This is a genomic window from Clostridium sp. BNL1100 (genome assembly GCF_000244875.1).
Lineage (GTDB): Bacteria > Bacillota > Clostridia > Acetivibrionales > DSM-1351 > Ruminiclostridium.
Genome location: NC_016791.1, coordinates 3,074,241 through 3,095,638, shown reverse-complemented (window position 1 = coordinate 3,095,638; position 21,398 = coordinate 3,074,241). Strand labels below are relative to the sequence as shown.

Sequence of the window (21,398 nt, the reverse complement as noted above, 5' to 3'; positions counted from 1 at the left end):
AGGCATTTTATGTTTTTAAAAAGAAAAAAAGGTATAAAGCCGGCACAGTACAAAGTGTTGGTTAACATAATAAACGAAAAAGACTTTACAATACTTTCTGATTCTGAGTTGAAGCAATTAATAAATACTTATAAAAAAAACTATTTCCAGTATCTTGATAATAACGATATTTCCAATATTCGTGACAATCGGCAATTTGCTAACGAATACATGACTGAATGCTATGCAATTACGAAAGAGATATGCAGACGAGTGTTATGTCTTGACCCGTATGATTCACAACTATTGACGGGAATAGCACTATATTTTGGAAAAATTGCAGAACTGCCAACAGGAGAGGGAAAAACCCTTGCGGCAGTCTTCCCGGCAGTTTTAAATGCCCTCATGGGAAAAGGTGTTCATGTCTTTACTTTTAATGATTACCTTTCGAAAAGAGATGCCCAATGGATGCAGGAAATATATGAATTTTGGGGATTAAAAGCATCATATATTCAGGAAAACATGGACAGGTTTCAAAGAAGGAATGCTTATTTGGCTGACATAACATATGTTACGCCAAAAGAAGCAGGTTTTGATTATTTAAGGGATTCCATAGTTTATGATAAAAATGAAATTGTACATAGGCCGTTCAACTGTGTAATTGTTGACGAGGCAGACGCAATTCTTATTGATGAAGCCAGAACACCTCTGGTTATAGCAGGGAGCATTGGGACTCAACACCAAATAGATAACCGACTTTTAGAACTGATAGGGTTATTAAGGCGGAATATAGATTTTATGACTGATGAGAACAGCAGAAATGTTTATTTAACTGAAAAAGGAAGTTCTGTAGTCGAAAATTACCTTGGCTGCGGGAATCTGTATAGCCGTAAGAACGTTGAAACACTTACGGATATTAACAATCTCCTGCATGCAAAAGTCCTTTTAAAACAAGATATTGATTATATTATTAAAGAAGGACAGATTGAAATTATTGATGAATTTACAGGTAGAGTTGCGGACAGAAGAAAATGGGATTATGGTCTACAGATGGCCTTGGAAGCTCTTCACGGAATTAAATGCACAGCCAGTAATAGAATACTTGGAAAAATATCAATTCAGAATTTCATAAGCTTATATCCTGAAATTTCAGGGATGACGGCAACGGCAAAGTCGTCTGAGGATGAATTCAGGAGTACATATGAACATGATGTATATGTTGTTCGGCCAAATAAAAAATGTATTCGCATTGATAACGATGATTATGTTTTTACTCATAAAGAAGCAAAATACAATGCTGTAGTTAAAGAGGTATGTACTTCTCATAATGTGGGGCGTCCTGTACTTATAGGGACTTCCAGCATAAAGGAGTCCGAGATGCTGGCAGCTATGCTCAAACAACGGGGGATAGAATGTGTTGTATTAAATGCAAAGAATGATGAAGAGGAAGCTAAAATAATCGCACTTGCCGGAAGGTTTGGAGCTGTTACCGTTTCTACCAATATGGCAGGGCGTGGAGTGGACATAAAGCTGGGCGGAGAGGACTCTCCCGAAGAAAGAAAAAGGGTTCTGGAATTGGGAGGCCTTTATGTTATAGGTACTAGCAGAAATGAATGTGTCAGGATAGATAATCAGTTGAGGGGTAGGGCAGGTAGGCAGGGTGACCCCGGCTCTTCACGTTTTTTTATAAGCTTGGAAGACGATTTACTAGTCCAATTTGGCATTAAAAAAGTTATCCCATCAAAATACTATGGATTCAGACAAGAGGAAAGAATTGATGACAGTAAGCTTTTGTCATTGATATGCCATATACAGAGAGTAGTCAACGGTCAGAATTTTGAGATAAGAAAAACATTGGGAAGATACTCATATCTGCTTGAATGGCAAAGAAGGACATTCTTTAAAAGCAGGTTTGATGTCTTATCTTGCAATGTCCCAGGGATTTTGTCCATTGAAAAAAAAGAGCTGTATAAAGAGCTGTGCAGTAAGTATGGAAAAGAAAGGGTTGATGAAATTCAGAGAAAAATATCTCTTAATTGTATGGACGAGGTCTGGTATGATTTTCTTGAATACTGCGAAAACATAAAGGAAGGAATAAATCTGGTGTCGGCAGGCAGAAAAGACCCTGTGGACGAGTTTAACAGGCATAGTATCAATAAATTTGAACAACTCCGGGAAGAAATCGATGGGAAAATACTCCATGCTCTCGAAAATACTGACTTTTCCATGGATGACAGTGAGCTGGCTGATAAGGGACTGCAAACCCCGTCGGCTACCTGGACTTATATAATTAACGATAGCATTAAAGTGAAAAATTTCTCGATTTTCAGCAGATTATAAATGCATTTATCATCTGTTACAAAAAATATTCAGAATATTAGAAAATTATGGTACAATATACATAATATTTTTTTGCAGGTGATACAATGATACGAATTTCCCTTTGTGATGATGAAAATCAAATTACTGGAACATTAGCCGCTAATATAATAGGCATAAGGCCTGATATAGAAGTACTTTCCTATGATTGTGGAGAGGATTTGCTTGACAGTAAGTATCTATATAACGATATTGTATTACTGGATATTGAAATGACCGGAATAAACGGTATTGAAACAGCCCGTGAGCTTCGCAAAGGCGGCTATGAGGGAATGATTATATTTCTTACATCTCACAAGGAAATGGTTTTTGATTCTTTTCAGGTCAAGCCGTACAACTATATTGTAAAACCCATTGATATAGACAAAGTTAACAGTATTCTCAAAAATGCGATAAATGAAGTTATAGACAGGAAAACTACCCATTTTGAAGCGGTATGTAACAATCATACTTTCAGAATTCAAATAGAGGATATTTACTACCTTGAGTGTAACGGGAGAAAAATTGACATTCATTCAAAAAACGGAACAATTACGATTTTGGGGAAAATGAATCAAATAGAAGCCTCTCTCAGAAACAAGCAGTTTTTCAGATGTCATAAGGGTTATCTTGTAAATCTTGAGCATGTTTGCGAATTTTCAAATAATGAGATTATTTTGACCAACAACCAGAAAGTTTTAATCAGCAGACTAAAGATTAATTCATTCAAGGAGGCTTTCAGGGCGTTTATGAAAGGAAATATAAAATGCTAGGAATTTTGGGAAACAGCCTAATTGACTTGATTTCAAGTATATTTGAAATATTGATTTTTGTTTTTATGATTTCAATATTTTTAGATTTTACCGAAAGAGCCAAAGAAAATGTAATATTATACTTTGTTATATACGGATTACTTAAAGTTGCTAAAATTATTTTTCCTATTTTGTTTTTAGTTGATTTTATCACTTCTTTATTTGTACTAATTTTTGTTTTTACTGCTTTTAAAGGGAACTTTGCACACAAAATATTTGCATTTTGTACAGCGGTTTGCCTTAACTATGTTATTGATATTTTTATTATCTCCTTTACAAATATGGGATTTAACTATAATTTGTTTTTCAGTACATTATCCGGAGGTATAAGAGGAATATGGGTTACAGTAATCAAGCTAATACTGTTCATACTTTTATATATTCTGATGAAAAACTTTGCTACAAATACAACATTGAAAATAAATATATTATCATCTGTACAGACTTTAATTCTCATCATGCTTCCTGCCTTCAGCTTTGCCACCATCACAATTCTCGACTGGGGAGTAAGGAATTTTGTAAACATCCCTATAAATACCTCTGCATTTCTGCTTATTGCATCTTTATGTACTATAATATACAACGTAATAGTAATGATTTTAATTGATAAGATGATTCTTAATAAAAAATATAAACATCTCAATGAAATGTCCGAAGCTCAACTACGAACCCAGTTCAATCATTACGAACAGATAATGAGTAAAAACCAGGAAACCAGAAAGCTAAAGCATGATATGAAAAATCACTTAAGATTGATTAGGACCCTGATTGAAAATAATGATATTGATGAAGCAAAGGAACTGCTTGACGAAATTGAGGATACTATGCGTGGACTTGACCTTGAAATAAGCAGTGGTAATAGTATCACAGATGCAATATTAAACGAAAAGAATAAGATGGCACATAACTTGGGAATAAAATTTGATTTTTCCGGGATATTGCCAAGGGAAAACTTTATAAATCCATTTGATATCAGTACAATTTTTTCAAATGCTCTGGATAATGCTATAGAAGCAGCTGTGAAATCCGATGATTCTGAGCGGTTTATCAAGGTTTCCACCTACATTCAAGGTAAATGCCTGTTTATTCTAATGGAAAATTCAGTTGAAAAGGATATAAAAATTACAGGAAAAGAGATTGAAACTACAAAACAAAACAAGGAACAACACGGCTTTGGACTTAAAAATATCAATGATAGTGTGGGAAAATATGGTGGTAGCCTGAGCACCATATGTGAAAATAAAGTATTCAAGCTGGAAATATTACTTAATATAAAAATATGATTATATGCATTTTATGACATTATACAGACATGTTGTGCAAAAAATATTGAATATAACTGTAAATATAATAAACTGTATTTGGTTGAAGTTGAGACATTGCCAAATACAGTTTTTTTTAAGGAGGGTTTTTATGAGTAAGAAAAACGTTTGTATGGATATTAAGGCAGATCAATTTGAAGTTTTGGAAAACGATGAGGCTATGTACGTAGATGGGGGAATCGATTCGCCTAGGCAATGCATTACAACTATTATTATAGGTATTATTAAAATTATAGACTATTTTTAATGTCTATCAATTTTGTTACGAATAGAAGGTGGAATAAATTGTAGGTTTGTCTTTTTCAAATAATGAACCGGATTGTATGGATAAAGCTCGTACTTCATTTATATTGGGTATAGTTGATACCGTGGCTTGGTTGTTGCCTATTATAGGGATTCCGGTTTCAATTGTAGGACTGATATTGGGGATACTCGGTATAAAATCAACTAAAAGGTGGATGGCAGTTGTAGGTATTATACTTTCTAGTATTTTTCTGGCTGCTGCAATAATCAACGTAATAATAGGAGCATTAAATAAATTTGGCAAATGAGGTATTTAAAATGGCATTATCAGCAGTAGAAAAGGACTATCGATTAAGAAATGTTCTTACTTTAAGAAAAAAAATGACAAGTCAAGAGGTCATTTTCGAAATTATTAAGCTAAAAAAATTTCTTAAAGATAACGGTTTAAAAAAATCTGGATCAATAACAACGGTAACATTTTCAATAGAAATGCAAAATGGAGTACCTTTGATAGATATGGAAATACTTGTCCCGCTACCAAAAAGGATAACTATATCGAGTGAATATGTTTTTAAACCTATTTTTCATATGGTTAATGCGGTATGTATTTCAAAAGAAAGTGAAAAGGAAACAAGCAAAATCCATAATTTTTTGTGCTGGAATATCTACGACAAACTATCCAGGAGCTCACAGCAAAAGGATTTCCTTCTTGCTTGAAATATGATGTGTTTAATTTATTAAGCTTTTCCGAAGTATCGGTTTTACCGATATTCATTTCTATTTACAACTTATATTGTATTCATTGAAAAGGCGTTCAGGTTTCTAATAATAGAAGCTGAATGCCTTTCATCTTTCAATGAGTAATTTTACAAAAATTGAAGTTTTTCTTCTATAAATTCATCAAATATGTTAAACTATGTAATTAAATAGTAAAATTGGAGAGTCGAAAAATGAATACCCCATTTAAACGCTATTATTGTGTCAAGCAGCATGATATCACTGATTGCGGTGCAGCATGTCTTGCAACTATAAGTAAGCAATATGGATTTAAAACATCAATAACAAAGATAAGAGAAACGGCTGGCACCGACAAACAAGGTACAAATGCATATGGATTGATAAAGGCAGCTGAAAGTCTGGGTTTCACAGCAAAAGGAGTGAAGGGCAATCAGGAGGCCTTTTTTTCTGAGTTTCCGCTACCGTGCATAGCCCATGTTGTAGTTGACGGAACGTTATTGCACTATGTTGTAATACATAAAATAACTAAAAAAAAGGTTTTGGTTGCTGACCCGGGAAGGGGTATGTTAGAGTACACACCGGAGGATTTTTTTAAAATATGGACAGGTGTACTTGTTCTGATGGTTCCCAATGTTTCCTTTAGCAAAGGGAATGAAACAAAAGGTCTGTTTTCACGATTTTTCAATCTGCTTCTCCCACAAAAGAAGCTCTTAATAAATATTTTTTTAACATCTTTAGTATATACGGTGTTAGGAATTCTAGGTTCATTTTATTTTAAATTTTTAATTGATGATATTCTGCAATACAACCTTGAAAAAACCCTTCATGTAATTTCCATAGGCATAATTCTGCTTTACCTTTTTCAGACCTTGTTGGGAGCTTTCAGGTCTCATATGATACTGTATCTGTCACAGAAAATAGATATCCCTCTCATATTGGGCTACTATCAGCATGTTCTTGGACTTCCTATGAATTTCTTCGGTACAAGGAAGGTCGGAGAAATTGTTTCAAGATTTATGGATGCATCAAAGGTAAGGGATGCAATTTCAGGTGCTACTCTTACAATTATGATTGACACGCTGATGGCGCTGGCAGGAGCAATCATACTATATACACAGAATTCTACACTTTTTTTAATAGCAGCCATTATAGGGGTAATATATGGAGTTATTGTTTTTGCATTTAACAAACCAATAAAGAAAATAAATCAGGAGCAGATGGAGGAGAATGCGCAACTTACCTCTTATCTTGTTGAATCGTTGAATGGTATCGAAACTGTAAAGTCCTTTAATGCTGAGGGCGAAGCAGCACTAAAAACCGAAACAAGGTTTGTAAAGCTGCTCCGCTCTATATTCAAAGGCGGTATAATTAATAATGTACGTTCATCAATTACATCCTTTGCTGCACTGGCTGGAGGCATAGTTATCTTGTGGGCGGGTGCATGGAATGTAATTAAGGGCAGCATGTCCGTAGGGCAGCTTTTAACTTTTAATGCGCTGCTGGGATATTTTCTTGATCCCATAAAAAACCTCATCAATCTACAGCCAATGTTGCAAACCGCAATAGTAGCATCAGACCGACTCGGAGAAATTTTTGACCTTGAATTGGAAAAGTGCCAAAATGAAGGCGAAAAAATAAAACCTGTTGATCTAAAGGGAGATATTTCCTTTAAAAATGTTGATTTCAGGTATGGAACACGTTCTCTGGTATTAAAAAATATTGATTTTAAAATAAAGCAGGGTGAAAAAATTGCTTTGGTAGGGGAAAGCGGATCAGGTAAAACTACGCTGGTCAAGCTTTTATTAAATCTATATACATGGGAAAAAGGTGAGATCACGATAAAAGACTATAATATAAAGGATATATCCTTTGAGTCTCTCAGAGAAAAGCTTGCCTACATTTCTCAGGATATTTTTATGTTCAGCGGAACAATCCGGGAAAATCTTACCTTGGGTAGCCAAAATACTGATATGGAGCAAATAATTGATGCATGCAGAATGGCACAGGCACATGATTTTATAAACAAGCTTCCATTGCGGTATGAAACTTATCTTGAAGAAAATGGAACAAATTTATCGGGAGGGCAAAAGCAAAGGCTTGCAATAGCCAGAGCAATTTTAAAAAAACCTGACATATTTATAATGGACGAAGCCACCAGCAATCTGGATTCGATTACCGAAAGGGCCATTGAAGAAACACTGGAGACCGTGTGCAGCGGTGTAACTACCATTATAATAGCCCACAGATTAAGCACCATTAAACGCTGTGACAGGATATATGTAATGGAGGAAGGCAGTATTATTGAACAGGGTAGCCATCAGGAACTTATGGAACTTGGAGGTAAATATTTTGAATTATGGAAGGGCCAGTTGCCCGAAACAGCTACATATTCAATGACAGGAGGGGGACTTTAGCATGAAGGAAGTATTAGTTGAAATAAATGAACTTACAGACAGCCGTGAAATGTACCATTCTAAGCCTCATCCCTTCGTGTGGGTATTTACATATATTTTGATTGGGTTGGTTGTAATGGCTGTGATATGGGCGGCTTTTGGCAAAAAGGAAATAGTTGTAAAAGCCCCCGGACAGGTAAGACCCGAATCAGGAATTAGTACTGTCAGGAACATTATGGGGGGAGAACTGAAAAGCACTTATTACAAACAAGGAATGTCAGCAAAGGCTGGTGATATTCTATACATAATCAAACACGACAATTTGTTAATGGAAAAAGAGTCCGCAGAAGAAAAGCTTAAAGAATTGGAAAAAGAACTGGAAAACCTTAAAATATATAGAAATTGCATTACTACGGAAGAAAACAATTTTGATTCGAATAGTGAGCCTGTATATTATGAAAAAGTAAGAAAACTTCTGATGGACATAAGATTTTCACAAACAGACACGGCATATAAAACTACAAAGCTTAGTGAAGAAAAGATTCTGAACAGCACACAACTCAATAAAAACCTTAAAGAAATAGAATACTTAAAAAAGTATATAAAATCCTTGGATAGCGATAAAAATTATTTGAATTCGGGAAATGAACTGGAAAAGCAATACAAACAACAATATGATAAGTACCTCATAGCAAAGACAGAAATACAAAGAAAATACGACCAACAGGATAATGAAATAAAGAGTAACAGCCCCGAAGCCATGAAACAATCATTAGAAGAGGAAAAATCTCATTTAAAGGCATATCAGACACTCAAAAAGAGCGTCAGTGAATCAAAAAATAATTTTCCGGCCGGGGACAGGTATTCGTACCTTTACACAGATTATGAAAATAGATTGAACTTGCTGAAAAATACATACGATGAGAAAAAAAGAATATACGAGGCATACCTTTCACTTAGCGGAATAGCCATTACAAAATCCGAACTGGAGGATGCACGTGTACAAATGCAGAATTCCCAAGGTGAATACACTTCATACAAAAGCAAGTTTTTATCCGAATTGGAAAAAGACATAAATAATTCTGAAATAAGCATAAAGGAAAAGGAAAGCAAGCTTTCCGGGACACAAGGCAAACAGGGACTTCTTGATTTAAATGAGAAGGACAGGAAAAACAGCTTGAAAGCATTGTATTTACAGGAGAGGAATGATGCAGCTCAGGCAATAGACAGTTTAACCGATACAGCCGATACTCTAAGACAAAAAAATGTGCTTTCCGATGCAGAACTTAAAACCATAACAGATGCTGATGGCAATAATAATGACTCTCTTAATTATTCACTGGTGGAAAGAACAAAGGTTCAGGAATTGGTTGCCGCTGATGAAAAGATTAAAGCAGTAGCAGACAGTATTACAGGACTTAAAGAAAATATAAAAAAACTGCAATTAAGTATTAACAATGCCATTGTAAAGGCCAGTGTAAATGGGGAAGTTAACATAATAACAGAAATGTATCCGGGAGACTTGGTGGCAGCAGGCGCTGAAATATTAACAATAATACCTGACACAAATTCAGCTTTTAAAATGCAGATAACTGTCAGTAACAAAGACATCGGTGAAATACATACAGGGGATACGGTTAAATACAGCTTTGCAGCTCTACCTTACAGGGAATATGGTCAGGCAGCAGGAAAGATAACAAGTATATCAAAGGATGCGGTGAACAATGCAGACGGACAAAGCTACTATACTGTTGAAGCAACAGTTCCGGTAACAAAAATGATGGGCAGTTCCGGAAGACAGGGAGAAATAAAGGCAGGAATGATATGTGAAGCAAATGTAATAACCAAGGAAAAGAGCTTTTTACGTTATTTCCTTGAAAAAATAAATCTGCTTGATTAATGTCGCATAGCTTAAAATTTGTTATAGGAGAGAATAAAATGTTTATAAAAAAATTTTGTGCAGTAATATTGGCATTATCCATGATGACAGCATCTAGTAGTGCCACTGGCGCTGCTTCTGTTGTGTCCCTTGGGAGCTGGAGTATGGGAGATAGCTTTAACCTTGTATACGGTACGGGAAATTCAACAAAGTACACATATGACGAAATGCAGAATTTGTATTTAAATAATTACTATAATGTACAAAGCACAGAAATGGATATAGAGAACAGCAGTCTACTTTATCAGCAGTATTCTCTGGAGTTTGATAAAATTAATAATGATATTATAAACATAAAAAAACTCATTGACCAAAATAAGGACGTTGTTGAAAATCAACAGGTGCTGGCTGATTTAATAACACAGAAGGCAGAGCTGTACGTGAATAAGGAAACCAGTATATTTATATATAATAACTCATCTCTATATCGTAACATTCAACGTACTTCCCAATTATCCTTATTTAGAGACAATATATATAATATGAAACTTTTGTACGAAAAAGGCTTAGTTCAGAAAACCCTTGCCGAATTCGCCAGACTCCAAGCAAATTCAAAAGAAATAAATAAATCAAAAGATATGGCCTTCCAGTCAGATATAGACTTATATAATGCCGATTATGACTATTACATTAGTCAGCAGGAGTTACTTACACAGCAAGTCAACACGAATATGGAGAATTTATTGAGCAGCAGCGGCATGGACACGTCAAGGGCGGTAACAATCAGTGTTCCTGTAGCACCTATTAAAGCTATTCCCTTTAAAAAATTTCCTGACGTAGAGAAAAGCTTTTACTTAAATGATTACAAAAGTATGCAGATGGGGGATAAGATAAGAATACTGGATGGAAAAATAAGTATATTAAAGGAATGTTATAAGGATTCATCCAATGAGATAAAACTTGCTGTTAACGAAAAAAAGCAAGCGGAACTTGAAGCAAGGAGATGGTTTGTTCAAAGAAGAGCTTTACTCCAGAATTACTATTCTGATTATAAAAGTAAATATTATGAAATAGATATAAAAGAAAAAAAGGCAAATGCACTTTACCAAAAGTACATAATACAGCTCAATAAATATAACTACAAGCTTGCAACCGAACTGTCTTTAAAGGAAGCGGAAGTAAATTACAAAACAGCTGCACTTGAAGTCTGGGATAGCCTTTGCGGTTATGTAGAAGCACTTGGTAAAATAGAAAAAGCAATAAGCGGAAATATTAGTCCTTAATGATAATTCCAAGCAACTTTGACAAGGAAAGGGCTTGAAATTCATTAACTATGGCTCCCTTTAATTCAGGCCCTCTGATAAGCAGACCCTCCATTTTACAGGAGGTAAAATCAATCCCTTTTAACATAGTTCCTGTAAATTCTACTGATACCAGAGTACATTGTTCAAATTCCACATCCTTTAGATTCGCTTCCCATATGTAGCCGTTAGAGAGGTTGGACTTTTCAATGTGACTCCGGGTGATATCTGAGTTTGTCAAATTGGAATACTGCATATTGCAGGAGATGACGGATATATCACTAAGCCTTGCCTGAGAAAGTATGATACCAGTCAGATTACAGTTGATAAATTCGGTATTTCTGAATACGGCATCGCTGAAATCCATATTTGAAATATCACAATCCCTGAATATAACATTGTCAAACACGAAGTTCTGCACATCGCATTTCATAAAGCGACATTTTTCAATGATACATTTGTTAAATTCCACAGAAATGGAGGAAATATCACTCAAACAGCTGTTTTTAAAGTGATAATTTTCAATATCATAACCTGAAGAGGTTAAGTTCATTACTATTTCATTTATATTTTCAGATTGCATTAATTTTTCAGGTATCTTAGGCTTTTGCAACTTCATATTAGCTCCTTAAAATTAACTATAATTTAAGTAAAATTTATAATTGCCTACTTTCTTTCAAAGTATAGCAGTTAGAAGGCTTTTATTCAACATTAAAGAAGGTCGCAAATATGTTAATTTGCTAACAAAGTATTGAAATAGCCAGTAAAAAGAGGTAAAATTACTTTGGTTATTTGGATGGAAATTTGGATATTATACATATTGCAATCATTTCCTAAATTTTGACTCATCTTTTAAATAAATAAAATATATACAGGAGCGTGAAGTTATGAGCATGATGAACAAAAAAACAATTGAAGACATTGATGTTGCCGGCAAAAAGGTAATAGTAAGAGTTGATTTTAACGTGCCATTGGACGCAGACAGAAAGATTACTGATGACAAGAGAATAGTTGGAGCACTTCCTACAATCAAATATCTTGTTGACAAGGGAGCTAAGACTATACTTGTATCCCATTTAGGAAGACCAAAGGAAGGTTTTGAAGATAAATTCAGCATGAAGCCAACAGCTGTTAGACTTGGCGAACTTCTTGGAAAAGAAGTAATAATGGCTAAAGATGTTGTAGGCGAAGATGCAAAGGCAAAGGCTGCTGCATTAAAAGACGGCGAAGTTCTTATGCTTGAGAACGTAAGATTCCATAAGGAAGAAACAAAGAACGATGCTAACTTTGCAAAAGAACTTGCAAGCATGGCTGAAATATTTGTAAATGATGCATTCGGTACTGCTCACAGAGCACACGCTTCTACTGCAGGGTTGGCTGACTATCTTCCTGCTGTATGCGGATTCCTTATAAAGAAAGAAATCGATTTCATGGGTAAGGCATTAGCTAACCCTGCAAGACCATTCGTAGCAATCCTTGGTGGTGCAAAGGTTTCTGACAAAATCGCAGTTATTGAAAACCTCATTGACAAGGTTGATACTTTGATAATCGGTGGTGGTATGGCTTATACCTTCTTAAAGGCAAAAGGATATCACATCGGAAATTCAATCTGTGAAGACGACAAGCTTGAGCTTGCTAAGACTCTTATGGAAAAAGCAGAAGCAAAGGGAGTTAACATGATGCTTCCAATAGGAAGTATGGTAGCTCAGGAATTCAAGAACGATACTGAAATCAAATACGTTCCATCAGATGCAATGCCAGACGGATGGATGGGTATGGATATCGGATCACTTACAATTGAAAAATTCGCAAAAGAAATAAAGAAATCAAAGACAGTTATCTGGAACGGACCTATGGGCGTATTTGAATTCCCTAACTTTGCAACAGGTACAAAGGAAATTGCAAAGGCAGTTGCAGAATCAGGAGCACTTTCTATAGTTGGAGGCGGAGATTCAGCTGCTGCAGTTGAACAACTCGGTTTCGCTGATAAGATTACACATATTTCAACAGGTGGAGGAGCTTCTCTTGAATTCCTCGAAGGTAAAGAGCTTCCGGGTATAGCAGTACTTATGGATAAAAATCCAAGAAAAGTAATTGCTGCTGGTAACTGGAAAATGAATAAGACTGCTTCTGAAGCTGTTACATTTGTAAATGCATTAAAGCCTGCTGTTGCTGATGCAAAAAATGAAGTAGTAGTTGGTGTTCCATTTGTATGCCTGCCTGGAGTTGTTGAAGCTGCTAAGGGTTCAAACATAAAGGTTGCAGCACAGAATATGCACTGGGAAGAAAACGGAGCATTTACAGGAGAAGTTTCAGGCCCAATGCTTGCAGACCTTGGTGTTGACTATGTAATAATCGGTCACTCCGAAAGAAGAGAATATTTCGGTGAAACCAACGAAATGATAAACAAAAAGGCTCATGCAATATTCAAATATGGAATGACTCCAATCATCTGCTGTGGTGAAACACTCACTCAGAGAGAACAGGGAGTTACAGCTGACCATATCAGATATCAGATAAAGGTAGCATTACTTGGCTTGACTGCTGAACAGGTTAGCAAGCTTGTTATTGCATACGAACCAATCTGGGCTATCGGAACAGGTAAGACTGCTACAAATGAACAGGCAAATGAAGTTTGCACAATTATCAGAGAGTTGGTTGTAGAGCTTTACGGCTCAGAAGTAGCTGAACAGGTTAGAATCCAGTACGGCGGAAGCGTAAATGCAAAGAACGCTGCTGACTTGTTTGCAATGTCTGATATAGACGGAGGACTCGTTGGTGGAGCAAGCTTAAAGGTTGAGGATTTCTCAATAATAGCAAAAGCATAAATCTTCTCTGTCTGCAAATTTAGGTTTAAGCATAAAAATGAATTATCTGACCCTCCGGTTAGTACTGGAGGGTCTAACTATAGTAACACTAAAAGAGGGAGATAACCATATGGAAAAGAAATTAGTAACCTTAATGATCCTTGATGGCTTCGGAAACAACCCGAAACAAGAAGGAAATGCCATACAGGCTGCAAACAAGCCAAATTTGGACAGCTATCTTACTAAATATACAAATACCATTGTTCATACAAGCGGTATGGATGTAGGACTACCTGAGGGTCAGATGGGAAACTCTGAGGTCGGACATACCAATATCGGTGCAGGAAGAATTGTTTATCAGGAATTAACCAGAATAACAAAGTCAATAAAAGATGGAGATTTCTTTGAGAAAGAGGAATTTCTAAAGGCAGTAGAGAATTGCAAAAAGAATAATTCCAAGCTTCACCTGTTCGGACTTGTATCTGACGGCGGAGTACACAGCCACAATACACATTTGTATGGCTTAGTTGAGATGGCAAAGAGGAATGGTTTAAAAGATGTATTTATTCACTGCTTCTACGACGGCAGGGACGTTCCGCCGGACAGCTCAAAGGTATATACTGAAGAACTTGAAGCAAAGCTTAAAGAAATCGGAGTGGGCAAAATCGCATCTGTAATGGGAAGATACTATTCCATGGACAGAGACAACCGCTGGGAAAGAGTACAGCTTGCATATGATGTAATGGTATCCGGAAAAGGTTTAACTGCAAATTCAGCAGTTGAAGCTGTAGAGGCATCTTTTGCAAGAAACGAATTTGATGAATTCGTAAAACCGACAGCTATAATGGAGAACGGTAAACCCGTTGCAACAATAGATGCAAATGACTCGGTAATATTCTTCAATTTCAGACCTGACAGGGCAAGAGAAATAACAAGAACCTTTGTTGACCCTGAATTTAAAGGCTTTGAAAGAGCAAAAGGCTTCTTCCCTCTATTCTTTGTTTGTATGACACAGTATGACAAGACAATGCCAAACGTTGTGGTTTCATTTAAGCCTCAGACTTTGGATAACACCTTCGGAGAATATATAAGCAGACTTGGCTACAGACAGCTGAGAATTGCTGAAACCGAGAAGTATGCACATGTTACCTTCTTCTTCAACGGTGGTGTTGAAACACAATACGAAGGAGAAGACAGAGCACTTATACCTTCCCCGAAAGTAGCTACTTATGACTTGAAACCTGAAATGAGTGCATATGAAGTTGCTGATGAAGCGGTTAAGAGAATTGATTCAAAACAATACGATGTAATAATTCTTAATTTTGCTAACTGTGACATGGTTGGACACACAGGTGTATTTGATGCTGCAAAGGCTGCTGTTGAAGCAGTTGATGAATGTGTAGGAAAAGTAGTTGATGCTGTTACTGCACAGGGCGGAGTGGTATTAATAACTGCCGACCACGGAAATGCAGAGCAGATGGTTGATTATGAAAATGGAGGAGCATTCACCGCACACACAACAAACGTAGTACCACTTATCGGTATTGGTTTGGGAAATGCAACACTTAAAGAAGGAAGACTTGCTGACCTGGCACCAACAATGCTTGACATAATGGGTGTTGATAAGCCTGCTGAAATGACAGGAACTTCACTTCTGCAAAAATAAAAAGTATAATTGTTCAAAGTGCTGTTATAACTATATTTCAGGAAAATCCACCGTAGGGCAATAAAAAAACGGTGGATTTTTTTTATTACCCATAAAGGATATTTTTACCATTTATAGAATATATTATGTAAAAGTAGGGAGGTGCAATAAATGAAAAAACCCTCGAAAGTCATATTTAGAATAAAGAAGTTTGCCAACAATTACAAAAAGTTGGGTTCTGTGCTCTATTACTTTTATAGACTGCTTAAATCCTCGTATTTCAGAACCTTTGTCAACTTTCTATTTACTTTTGTGTTTGCTTTTCAAATGCAACTAACCGATTTCAAGACATATAATATCTATGAAAAGGAATTTTACCGAGATAAGCTGCATATACTGATAACATTCGTGTTTATTATCATGTACAATTGGGTAACCTTAATGATTGATAATTATCAGAAATACAAGGATCGCAGGGTAAAGTGCCTGAGAGAAGTAATAAACCGGGAAGCCGTTATCAATCAGACAATTAGCAGAAAACTCAACGACATAACCAGAAGTGTCTGTGTTAAAGCAGTTATGATACCGTCAAAAGCTGACTTTAGCACTCTCAGCTATCAGGACATTGCCTCTCTGGTATGCCACAACATTTATGACGCTATTAAAATTTCAACGGAAAACGACACTCATCAGGTTTCTCTGATGCACAGGTTCAAAGAGAAAAAAACAGGCCGGGAATATATTAAAATGATTAGCTATGGTAATTCAAATCAGATTTCGCCAAGTATATTTGATAAACACTTCTATCTTGACAGTGATTTGAGTTATTACCATGTAAAAATATTTAATGAACAGCAAAATGATTTACATATATTGAAAAATGATGGTGAGATAAAAAAAGAATTTGTATACGGTAAAAAGTGTACTGAAAACAATATTGAACAATACATTGCTATCCCAGTATTCTGTGAAAATGAGGGAATAGTTTCACTTTTGCAGATTGAAATATCTGAAAAACAGCTGTTGGGAAGAACTACAGAGGAAATCAGAGAGTTTGTAAAGCCATTTATGGCCTATGTGCATATCCTTATGGTTAATTACTATAGAGACGAACTGTTTAATGTATTAATTAAAAAATTTGATATACTAAAGAAAAGTAAAGAAAGAAGAAAGAGTTATTTGGAAGGGATGAGTAAGTATGAGCAACACTATGGGGAAAATAATTCATATATTGCCCCAAGGGACTAATGATAATGCAGACAACGTTGGATTTTTGGATGAAGATACTAATTTTATTCAGGATCACGGTACTTTTGAAGACAGAAGGCGGCAGCTTATAAGTGAGTATGAAAGGGAACTGAGGATATTTAAAAGTAATTCAATGCTAATGACATAGTAAAAATATTATTTATGTTTACTCCCGAATGACATTCCGGGAGTTTTTATTTTTTTGAGGAGAATTGTTATTGGTTTTGTATTTGGTTTTAATTAAATCAATATATTCTTCAACCTTTTTCAGAGCTTCATCAGGAAGCCCCTTAACATCCAGGTTATAAGGGATTTTTGATTCTGCTACAATATCATCGGAAAAATGTCTGATTTCGGTACGGCCCACAAGATAATCCACAGACACACTAAAGTAATCAGCGATGGTTTTTAATACATTTTCATCTCTGGGAAATCTGTCATTAGCTTCATAATAACCAATAACTCTGGCAGAAACGTTTATTAATTCTCCCAATTCCTTTTGGGTAATATCTCGTTCTTCCCTTAGTTCTCTTAATCTGTCACCAAATCTCATAATATGCCTCCAAATATAAATATAACAGGCAACAAAAATCATTTGATAAAATAGAATAAAATATTCTAGAAAAATGTTGAAAACGAACAAAATATGCGATACAATAATATTGCAAGGAAAAAACTCAAATTTATACTTGAGTTTTATTCTTTGCAAAGAAGGTCAATAAATCCGTTGTACCTGATGATATCCTTTTATATGAGGTGATTAAAATGGATGCATGGAGTAAGATAAAAACCGTTGATAAAATGCAAAACTACATTGACAAGCACATCTCAGAACCAATCTCGCTTCACATGCTGGCTAACGAAGCGGGATACTCCCCTTGGTATGCTGCGAGGATATTTAAAGAGCTTACCGGTAAAGCTCCCTTTGAGTATATTAGGTTATTGAGATTAAATATGGCCGCTGAGAAACTGAGGGATAACAATATCAAAGTTATTGATGCTGCTTTTGACTTTGTTTTTGATTCTCATGAGGGTTTCACCAGAGCCTTTTCAAAGCAGTTTGGCATAACTCCGAAACAGTATTCAAAAACAAAACCGGAAATAAGATTCTATATTCCGGAAAAAATCCGTGGATATTACCTTAGAATTCAAAAAGGAGTGGATAATATGGCTGAGAATCCTAACTCATGTACCGAAACCGTATTTGTGCAAGTAGTTGAAAGACCTGCGAGAAAGCTCATATTAAAGAGAGGACAAAATGCTGAACATTACTTTGAATATTGTGAAGAAGTTGGTTGCGGTATATGGGATATATTATCAGGTATAAAGGAGGCAATTTACGAGCCCACAGGAATGTGGCTGCCGGAAAAAATGATTAAGCCCGGTACGTCACCATATGTTCAGGGGGTTGAAGTACCCCTGGACTATTCCGGAAACATTCCGGAAGGATTTGAGATAATAGACTTAAATCCTTGCAAGATGATGATTTTTCAGGGTCAGCCTTACGAAGATGAAAAGTTTGAGGAATCTATATTATATCTCTGGAAGGTAATAAATAACTATAACCCTGAAATATACGGATTTCAGTGGGCGGACGATGAAGCTCCAAGGTTTCAGCTTGCTCCAATGGGATATAGAGGGTATATTGAGGCAAGGCCTGTAAAAGAGTTAAATCTATAAAAGTAAAGCTTAGTCAAGCGGAAGCAGTGTTCTTGACAGGTACTGCTTTCGCTTATTTAGTTTTTTAGGTGTTTAAAAATCATTCCCAGTGGTAGGTATATATTAAATAAAAATTTTAATAAGGATACCAATTAATGTTAAGTTATATTTTGTATTTTATCTGAACATCTACATATAATAAGAGACGATAGGTAAATAATGTTTAGGGAAATATTTTACAATAAAGTAAAGCAAATGGTATCCTAATTAAGAATAACTACCTTGAAGGGAGAATTAAGTATGAAACAATATATACCAATTGAAAGCGTTTTCGCTAGAGAGATTCTTGATTCCAGAGGAAATCCGACTGTTGAGGTCGAGGTTATTGCCGAGGGTGGTTTTGTCGGACGTGCTTCTGTACCTTCCGGAGCATCAACCGGTGCTTTCGAGGCTATTGAGCTGAGAGATGAAAACAGCGACAGGTATATGGGAAAAGGCGTGGAAACAGCAGTAGACAATGTTAATAATACTATAGCACCTGAAGTGGAAGGAATGAATGTATTTGATCAGGTTGCCATAGATAAACTTATGATTGATCTTGATGGTACACCTAACAAGGAGAGATTAGGTGCTAATGCAATACTGGGTGTATCCCTTGCTGTTGCAAAAGCGGCTGCAGAGGCTGTGGGATTAGGCTTGTATCAATATATCGGAGGAGTAAATGCAAAGACACTTCCGGTGCCTATGATGAATATAATAAACGGAGGAAAGCACGCCGATAACAGCGTAAACATACAGGAATTCATGATAATGCCGGTTGGTGCTGAAAGCTTTAAGGAAGCTCTTAGAATGTGCGCCGAAGTATTCCACAATCTCAAAAAAGTCTTGCATAGCAAAGGCTTTAGTACTGCAGTAGGTGATGAAGGTGGCTTTGCACCAAATCTTGAAACAGATGAACAGGCAATTCAGGTAATATTGGAGGCAGTTGAAAAAGCCGGCTACAAACCCGGGGATGATTTCAGAATAGCTATTGATGCTGCTGCAACAGAAATGTATCAGGAGGATGGGTCATATTTCTTCTGGAAGACAAACATAAGAAAGAGCAAAGAAGAGATGGTAGATTACTGGGCTGACCTAGTTAATAAATACCCGATAATTTCTCTTGAAGACGGTGTGTCAGAAGAGGATTGGGAAGGTTGGAAATTGTTGACCGAGAGATTGGGCAGCAAGATTCAGCTGGTAGGGGATGACCTTTTTGTAACCAATACAAAGAGACTTGAAAAAGGTATTAAGCAAGGTGTTGCAAACTCTATCCTCATTAAAGTAAATCAGATAGGTACACTTACAGAAACACTTGATGCAATACAAATGGCTAACCGTGCAGGTTATACTGCAGTTACATCTCACAGATCAGGCGAAACAGAGGATGCGACTATAGCTGACATAGCAGTAGCAACAAATTCAGGTCAAATTAAAACCGGAGCACCTTCCAGAACAGACAGAGTTGCTAAGTACAACCAATTATTAAGAATAGAAGAAGAATTGGGGGAAGTTGCAGAATTTCCTGGTATAAAAGCATGGTTCAACCTAAAATAACATTAATAAAAGCCAGATACAAAACATATCCTTCCTAGTTTACGGGGTACGGCTTAGCGTTAAAAACACTTTCTTTATGCCTTCTAAATTGAACCATTAATTAAACCATTAATTAAACCATTAAGGGTAGAGAGAAATGCTAAGTGAAAATCATATATCATAGAAAAATATGGGCGCTAAGCTGGTACCCCACAAATTTTTTGGAAAGAGTGTTTTTATAAAATAAATAAGAAAAACAAGTCTCCGGACTTGTTTTTTCCATTTAAGTATGATAAAATTTGACTTGTCTATTTTAGGAGGTGTTTAAGTTGGAAGCTGCAAAATGGATTGTTAATATACTTCACATTGTCTTTGCTGTTTCAATTATTATTATCGTATTGCTACAGTCGGGAAAACAGGCTGGATTGTCAGGCTCAATAGCAGGAGGAGCAGAGACATTCTTCGGCAAGAACAAGGGTCGTACTATTGATGCATTGCTTGGAAAGTATACTGCTTTTGCTGCGATTGCATTTCTCGTTACATCTATTGCTCTTTACTTGTTGATAGATAGAGTTGGTTAATTTGTACTTATAAAATTAAGCCTAAGTGTATATCGTACACTTGGGCTTTTTGCATGTTAGGTATATTTTCGCATATAATATGGGTATAATATACTGGTTGATATTCCAGATAATACTATGCTAATATTAAAAAGAGTTGTAGGATGCATTTTTATTACATTCTATAGCTATATTTGCGGCTTCTGGAGGGTTGATATGAATAGAGATGAGGCTTTTGAAGAACTCAAAGTCCGTTTGTACGATAAGGATCTTCTTAGACATTCTTTAGCAGTGGAAGCAGTAATGAAAGAGTTTGCGAAATATTATGATGCTGACATTGAGACGTGGGGATTAACCGGTCTGCTGCATGATATTGATATTGAAAAAACAGCCGGCGATCCGGAAAAACATAGTCTTGTAGCTGCTCAAATACTTGAGAATTTTGATATAGACGAATCAATTATATACTGCATCCGATCTCAAAGCGATTACCATGAATTACCACGAAAAAGAAAAATGGATAAAGTATTATATGCTGCAGATAACCTCACTCAATTAATAACTTACTGTGCAAATAAACTGCCTGATAAAAACCTTTCAGATGTTACAGTCCAAATGGTAATTGAAAATATTACAAAATCAGATGTTAAAGGAATAAACTTTGAACATATAAAGCATTATAAAGAATTGAATATTACGCTATTAGAATTTGTAGAAATAACCTTACATGCAATGCAAAAGGCTTTTGACAATTTAAAAATATAAAGGTTACTTATTTGTAACTTTTTTTTTGTTGTTTTGTAACTACTCAAAAAAGAAATAAATATAAAATAGAGGTAGTTGAAATATTTATAATATAAAGGGGTATGGGTGAAGATA

General features: G+C 35.8%; 19 protein-coding genes. 17 read left to right on the top strand and 2 right to left on the bottom strand.

Annotation, left to right across the window (positions count from 1 at the left end):
• Positions 1–9 precede the first annotated feature (9 nt).
• The 9 genes from secA2 (at position 10) to CLO1100_RS13065 (ending at position 11,007) form a co-directional block, all read left to right on the top strand.
• On the top strand, positions 10–2,319 hold the full coding sequence (gene secA2 / locus CLO1100_RS13100) for an accessory Sec system translocase SecA2 (RefSeq protein WP_014314233.1): 2,310 nt from the start codon (positions 10–12) through the stop codon (positions 2,317–2,319).
• A gap of 86 nt (positions 2,320–2,405) precedes the next feature.
• Positions 2,406–3,110 carry a LytTR family DNA-binding domain-containing protein gene (locus CLO1100_RS13095; protein WP_014314232.1) on the top strand — a complete coding sequence of 235 codons (705 nt, stop codon included), beginning with the start codon at positions 2,406–2,408 and terminating at the stop codon, positions 3,108–3,110.
• Entirely contained in the window at positions 3,104–4,432 is a 1,329-nt protein-coding gene (locus CLO1100_RS13090; RefSeq protein WP_014314231.1) for a GHKL domain-containing protein, read from the top strand. The genes CLO1100_RS13095 and CLO1100_RS13090 overlap by 7 nt, the downstream gene beginning before the upstream one ends.
• Positions 4,433–4,562: 130 nt before the next feature.
• Positions 4,563–4,718 (top strand): hypothetical protein, encoded by a 156-nt coding sequence (locus CLO1100_RS20835; RefSeq protein ID WP_014314230.1) that lies wholly within the window; start codon positions 4,563–4,565, stop codon positions 4,716–4,718.
• A gap of 46 nt (positions 4,719–4,764) precedes the next feature.
• Positions 4,765–5,022 carry a hypothetical protein gene (locus CLO1100_RS13085; protein ID WP_014314229.1) on the top strand — a complete coding sequence of 86 codons (258 nt, stop codon included), beginning with the start codon at positions 4,765–4,767 and terminating at the stop codon, positions 5,020–5,022.
• A 10-nt stretch (positions 5,023–5,032) separates the two neighbouring features.
• A complete protein-coding gene (locus CLO1100_RS13080; protein ID WP_014314228.1) occupies positions 5,033–5,431 on the top strand; it encodes a hypothetical protein in 399 nt (132 codons plus the stop codon).
• A 233-nt stretch (positions 5,432–5,664) separates the two neighbouring features.
• On the top strand, positions 5,665–7,866 hold the full coding sequence (locus CLO1100_RS13075; protein WP_014314227.1) for a peptidase domain-containing ABC transporter: 2,202 nt from the start codon (positions 5,665–5,667) through the stop codon (positions 7,864–7,866).
• Position 7,867: 1 nt separating this feature from the next.
• A complete protein-coding gene (locus tag CLO1100_RS13070) occupies positions 7,868–9,745 on the top strand; it encodes an HlyD family efflux transporter periplasmic adaptor subunit (protein WP_014314226.1) in 1,878 nt (625 codons plus the stop codon).
• Positions 9,746–9,783: 38 nt separating this feature from the next.
• Positions 9,784–11,007, top strand: coding sequence for a hypothetical protein (locus tag CLO1100_RS13065; RefSeq protein ID WP_014314225.1), 1,224 nt, complete (start codon positions 9,784–9,786; stop codon positions 11,005–11,007).
• Here the strand turns inward: CLO1100_RS13065 and CLO1100_RS13060 are convergent.
• Positions 10,997–11,644 carry a pentapeptide repeat-containing protein gene (locus CLO1100_RS13060; protein ID WP_014314224.1) on the bottom strand — a complete coding sequence of 216 codons (648 nt, stop codon included), beginning with the start codon at positions 11,642–11,644 and terminating at the stop codon, positions 10,997–10,999. The genes CLO1100_RS13065 and CLO1100_RS13060 overlap by 11 nt on opposite strands.
• 268 nt (positions 11,645–11,912) lie before the next feature.
• Between CLO1100_RS13060 and tpiA the strand changes: the two genes are divergently transcribed.
• The 4 genes from tpiA (at position 11,913) to CLO1100_RS13040 (ending at position 16,873) form a co-directional block, all read left to right on the top strand.
• Positions 11,913–13,853, top strand: a complete 1,941-nt coding sequence (tpiA, locus tag CLO1100_RS13055; RefSeq protein ID WP_014314223.1) for a triose-phosphate isomerase — start codon at positions 11,913–11,915, stop codon at positions 13,851–13,853.
• 109 nt (positions 13,854–13,962) lie between these two features.
• A complete protein-coding gene (gpmI, locus tag CLO1100_RS13050; protein WP_014314222.1) occupies positions 13,963–15,498 on the top strand; it encodes a 2,3-bisphosphoglycerate-independent phosphoglycerate mutase in 1,536 nt (511 codons plus the stop codon).
• Positions 15,499–15,648: 150 nt separating this feature from the next.
• Positions 15,649–16,725, top strand: a complete 1,077-nt coding sequence (locus CLO1100_RS13045; protein ID WP_014314221.1) for a hypothetical protein — start codon at positions 15,649–15,651, stop codon at positions 16,723–16,725.
• A complete protein-coding gene (locus tag CLO1100_RS13040; protein ID WP_014314220.1) occupies positions 16,676–16,873 on the top strand; it encodes a hypothetical protein in 198 nt (65 codons plus the stop codon). Before CLO1100_RS13045 ends, CLO1100_RS13040 begins: the two co-directional genes overlap by 50 nt.
• 18 nt (positions 16,874–16,891) lie before the next feature.
• Here the strand turns inward: CLO1100_RS13040 and CLO1100_RS13035 are convergent, their stop codons facing one another.
• On the bottom strand, positions 16,892–17,278 hold the full coding sequence (locus CLO1100_RS13035; RefSeq protein ID WP_014314219.1) for a helix-turn-helix transcriptional regulator: 387 nt from the start codon (positions 17,276–17,278) through the stop codon (positions 16,892–16,894).
• 212 nt (positions 17,279–17,490) lie between these two features.
• Here CLO1100_RS13035 and CLO1100_RS13030 point away from each other — a divergent pair, with 212 nt between their 5' ends.
• The 4 genes from CLO1100_RS13030 (at position 17,491) to CLO1100_RS13015 (ending at position 21,284) form a co-directional block, all read left to right on the top strand.
• The gene (locus CLO1100_RS13030; RefSeq protein WP_014314218.1) at positions 17,491–18,405 is read left to right on the top strand and encodes an AraC family transcriptional regulator; all 915 of its coding nucleotides are present in this window, start codon (positions 17,491–17,493) and stop codon (positions 18,403–18,405) included.
• A 279-nt stretch (positions 18,406–18,684) separates the two neighbouring features.
• Positions 18,685–19,980: a phosphopyruvate hydratase gene (eno, locus tag CLO1100_RS13025; protein ID WP_014314217.1), complete on the top strand. Its 1,296-nt coding sequence runs from the start codon at positions 18,685–18,687 to the stop codon at positions 19,978–19,980.
• A 308-nt stretch (positions 19,981–20,288) separates the two neighbouring features.
• A complete protein-coding gene (secG, locus tag CLO1100_RS13020; RefSeq protein ID WP_014314216.1) occupies positions 20,289–20,540 on the top strand; it encodes a preprotein translocase subunit SecG in 252 nt (83 codons plus the stop codon).
• 195 nt (positions 20,541–20,735) lie between these two features.
• Positions 20,736–21,284 (top strand): HDIG domain-containing metalloprotein, encoded by a 549-nt coding sequence (locus CLO1100_RS13015; RefSeq protein WP_014314215.1) that lies wholly within the window; start codon positions 20,736–20,738, stop codon positions 21,282–21,284.
• The last annotated feature ends 114 nt before the right edge of the window (positions 21,285–21,398 follow it).

What these genes read in the sequence shown, in the direction of transcription:
- secA2 (WP_014314233.1), top strand. Translation starts at nt 10, where the DNA reads ATGTTTTTAAAAAGAAAAAAAGGTATAAAGCCGGCACAGTACAAAGTG.
- CLO1100_RS13095 (WP_014314232.1), top strand. Translation starts at nt 2,406, where the DNA reads ATGATACGAATTTCCCTTTGTGATGATGAAAATCAAATTACTGGAACA.
- CLO1100_RS13090 (WP_014314231.1), top strand. Translation starts at nt 3,104, where the DNA reads ATGCTAGGAATTTTGGGAAACAGCCTAATTGACTTGATTTCAAGTATA.
- CLO1100_RS20835 (WP_014314230.1), top strand. Translation starts at nt 4,563, where the DNA reads ATGAGTAAGAAAAACGTTTGTATGGATATTAAGGCAGATCAATTTGAA.
- CLO1100_RS13080 (WP_014314228.1), top strand. Translation starts at nt 5,033, where the DNA reads ATGGCATTATCAGCAGTAGAAAAGGACTATCGATTAAGAAATGTTCTT.
- CLO1100_RS13075 (WP_014314227.1), top strand. Translation starts at nt 5,665, where the DNA reads ATGAATACCCCATTTAAACGCTATTATTGTGTCAAGCAGCATGATATC.
- CLO1100_RS13070 (WP_014314226.1), top strand. Translation starts at nt 7,868, where the DNA reads ATGAAGGAAGTATTAGTTGAAATAAATGAACTTACAGACAGCCGTGAA.
- CLO1100_RS13065 (WP_014314225.1), top strand. Translation starts at nt 9,784, where the DNA reads ATGTTTATAAAAAAATTTTGTGCAGTAATATTGGCATTATCCATGATG.
- CLO1100_RS13060 (WP_014314224.1), bottom strand. Translation starts at nt 11,644, where the DNA reads ATGAAGTTGCAAAAGCCTAAGATACCTGAAAAATTAATGCAATCTGAA.
- tpiA (WP_014314223.1), top strand. Translation starts at nt 11,913, where the DNA reads ATGAGCATGATGAACAAAAAAACAATTGAAGACATTGATGTTGCCGGC.
- gpmI (WP_014314222.1), top strand. Translation starts at nt 13,963, where the DNA reads ATGGAAAAGAAATTAGTAACCTTAATGATCCTTGATGGCTTCGGAAAC.
- CLO1100_RS13045 (WP_014314221.1), top strand. Translation starts at nt 15,649, where the DNA reads ATGAAAAAACCCTCGAAAGTCATATTTAGAATAAAGAAGTTTGCCAAC.
- CLO1100_RS13040 (WP_014314220.1), top strand. Translation starts at nt 16,676, where the DNA reads ATGAGCAACACTATGGGGAAAATAATTCATATATTGCCCCAAGGGACT.
- CLO1100_RS13035 (WP_014314219.1), bottom strand. Translation starts at nt 17,278, where the DNA reads ATGAGATTTGGTGACAGATTAAGAGAACTAAGGGAAGAACGAGATATT.
- CLO1100_RS13030 (WP_014314218.1), top strand. Translation starts at nt 17,491, where the DNA reads ATGGATGCATGGAGTAAGATAAAAACCGTTGATAAAATGCAAAACTAC.
- eno (WP_014314217.1), top strand. Translation starts at nt 18,685, where the DNA reads ATGAAACAATATATACCAATTGAAAGCGTTTTCGCTAGAGAGATTCTT.
- CLO1100_RS13015 (WP_014314215.1), top strand. Translation starts at nt 20,736, where the DNA reads ATGAATAGAGATGAGGCTTTTGAAGAACTCAAAGTCCGTTTGTACGAT.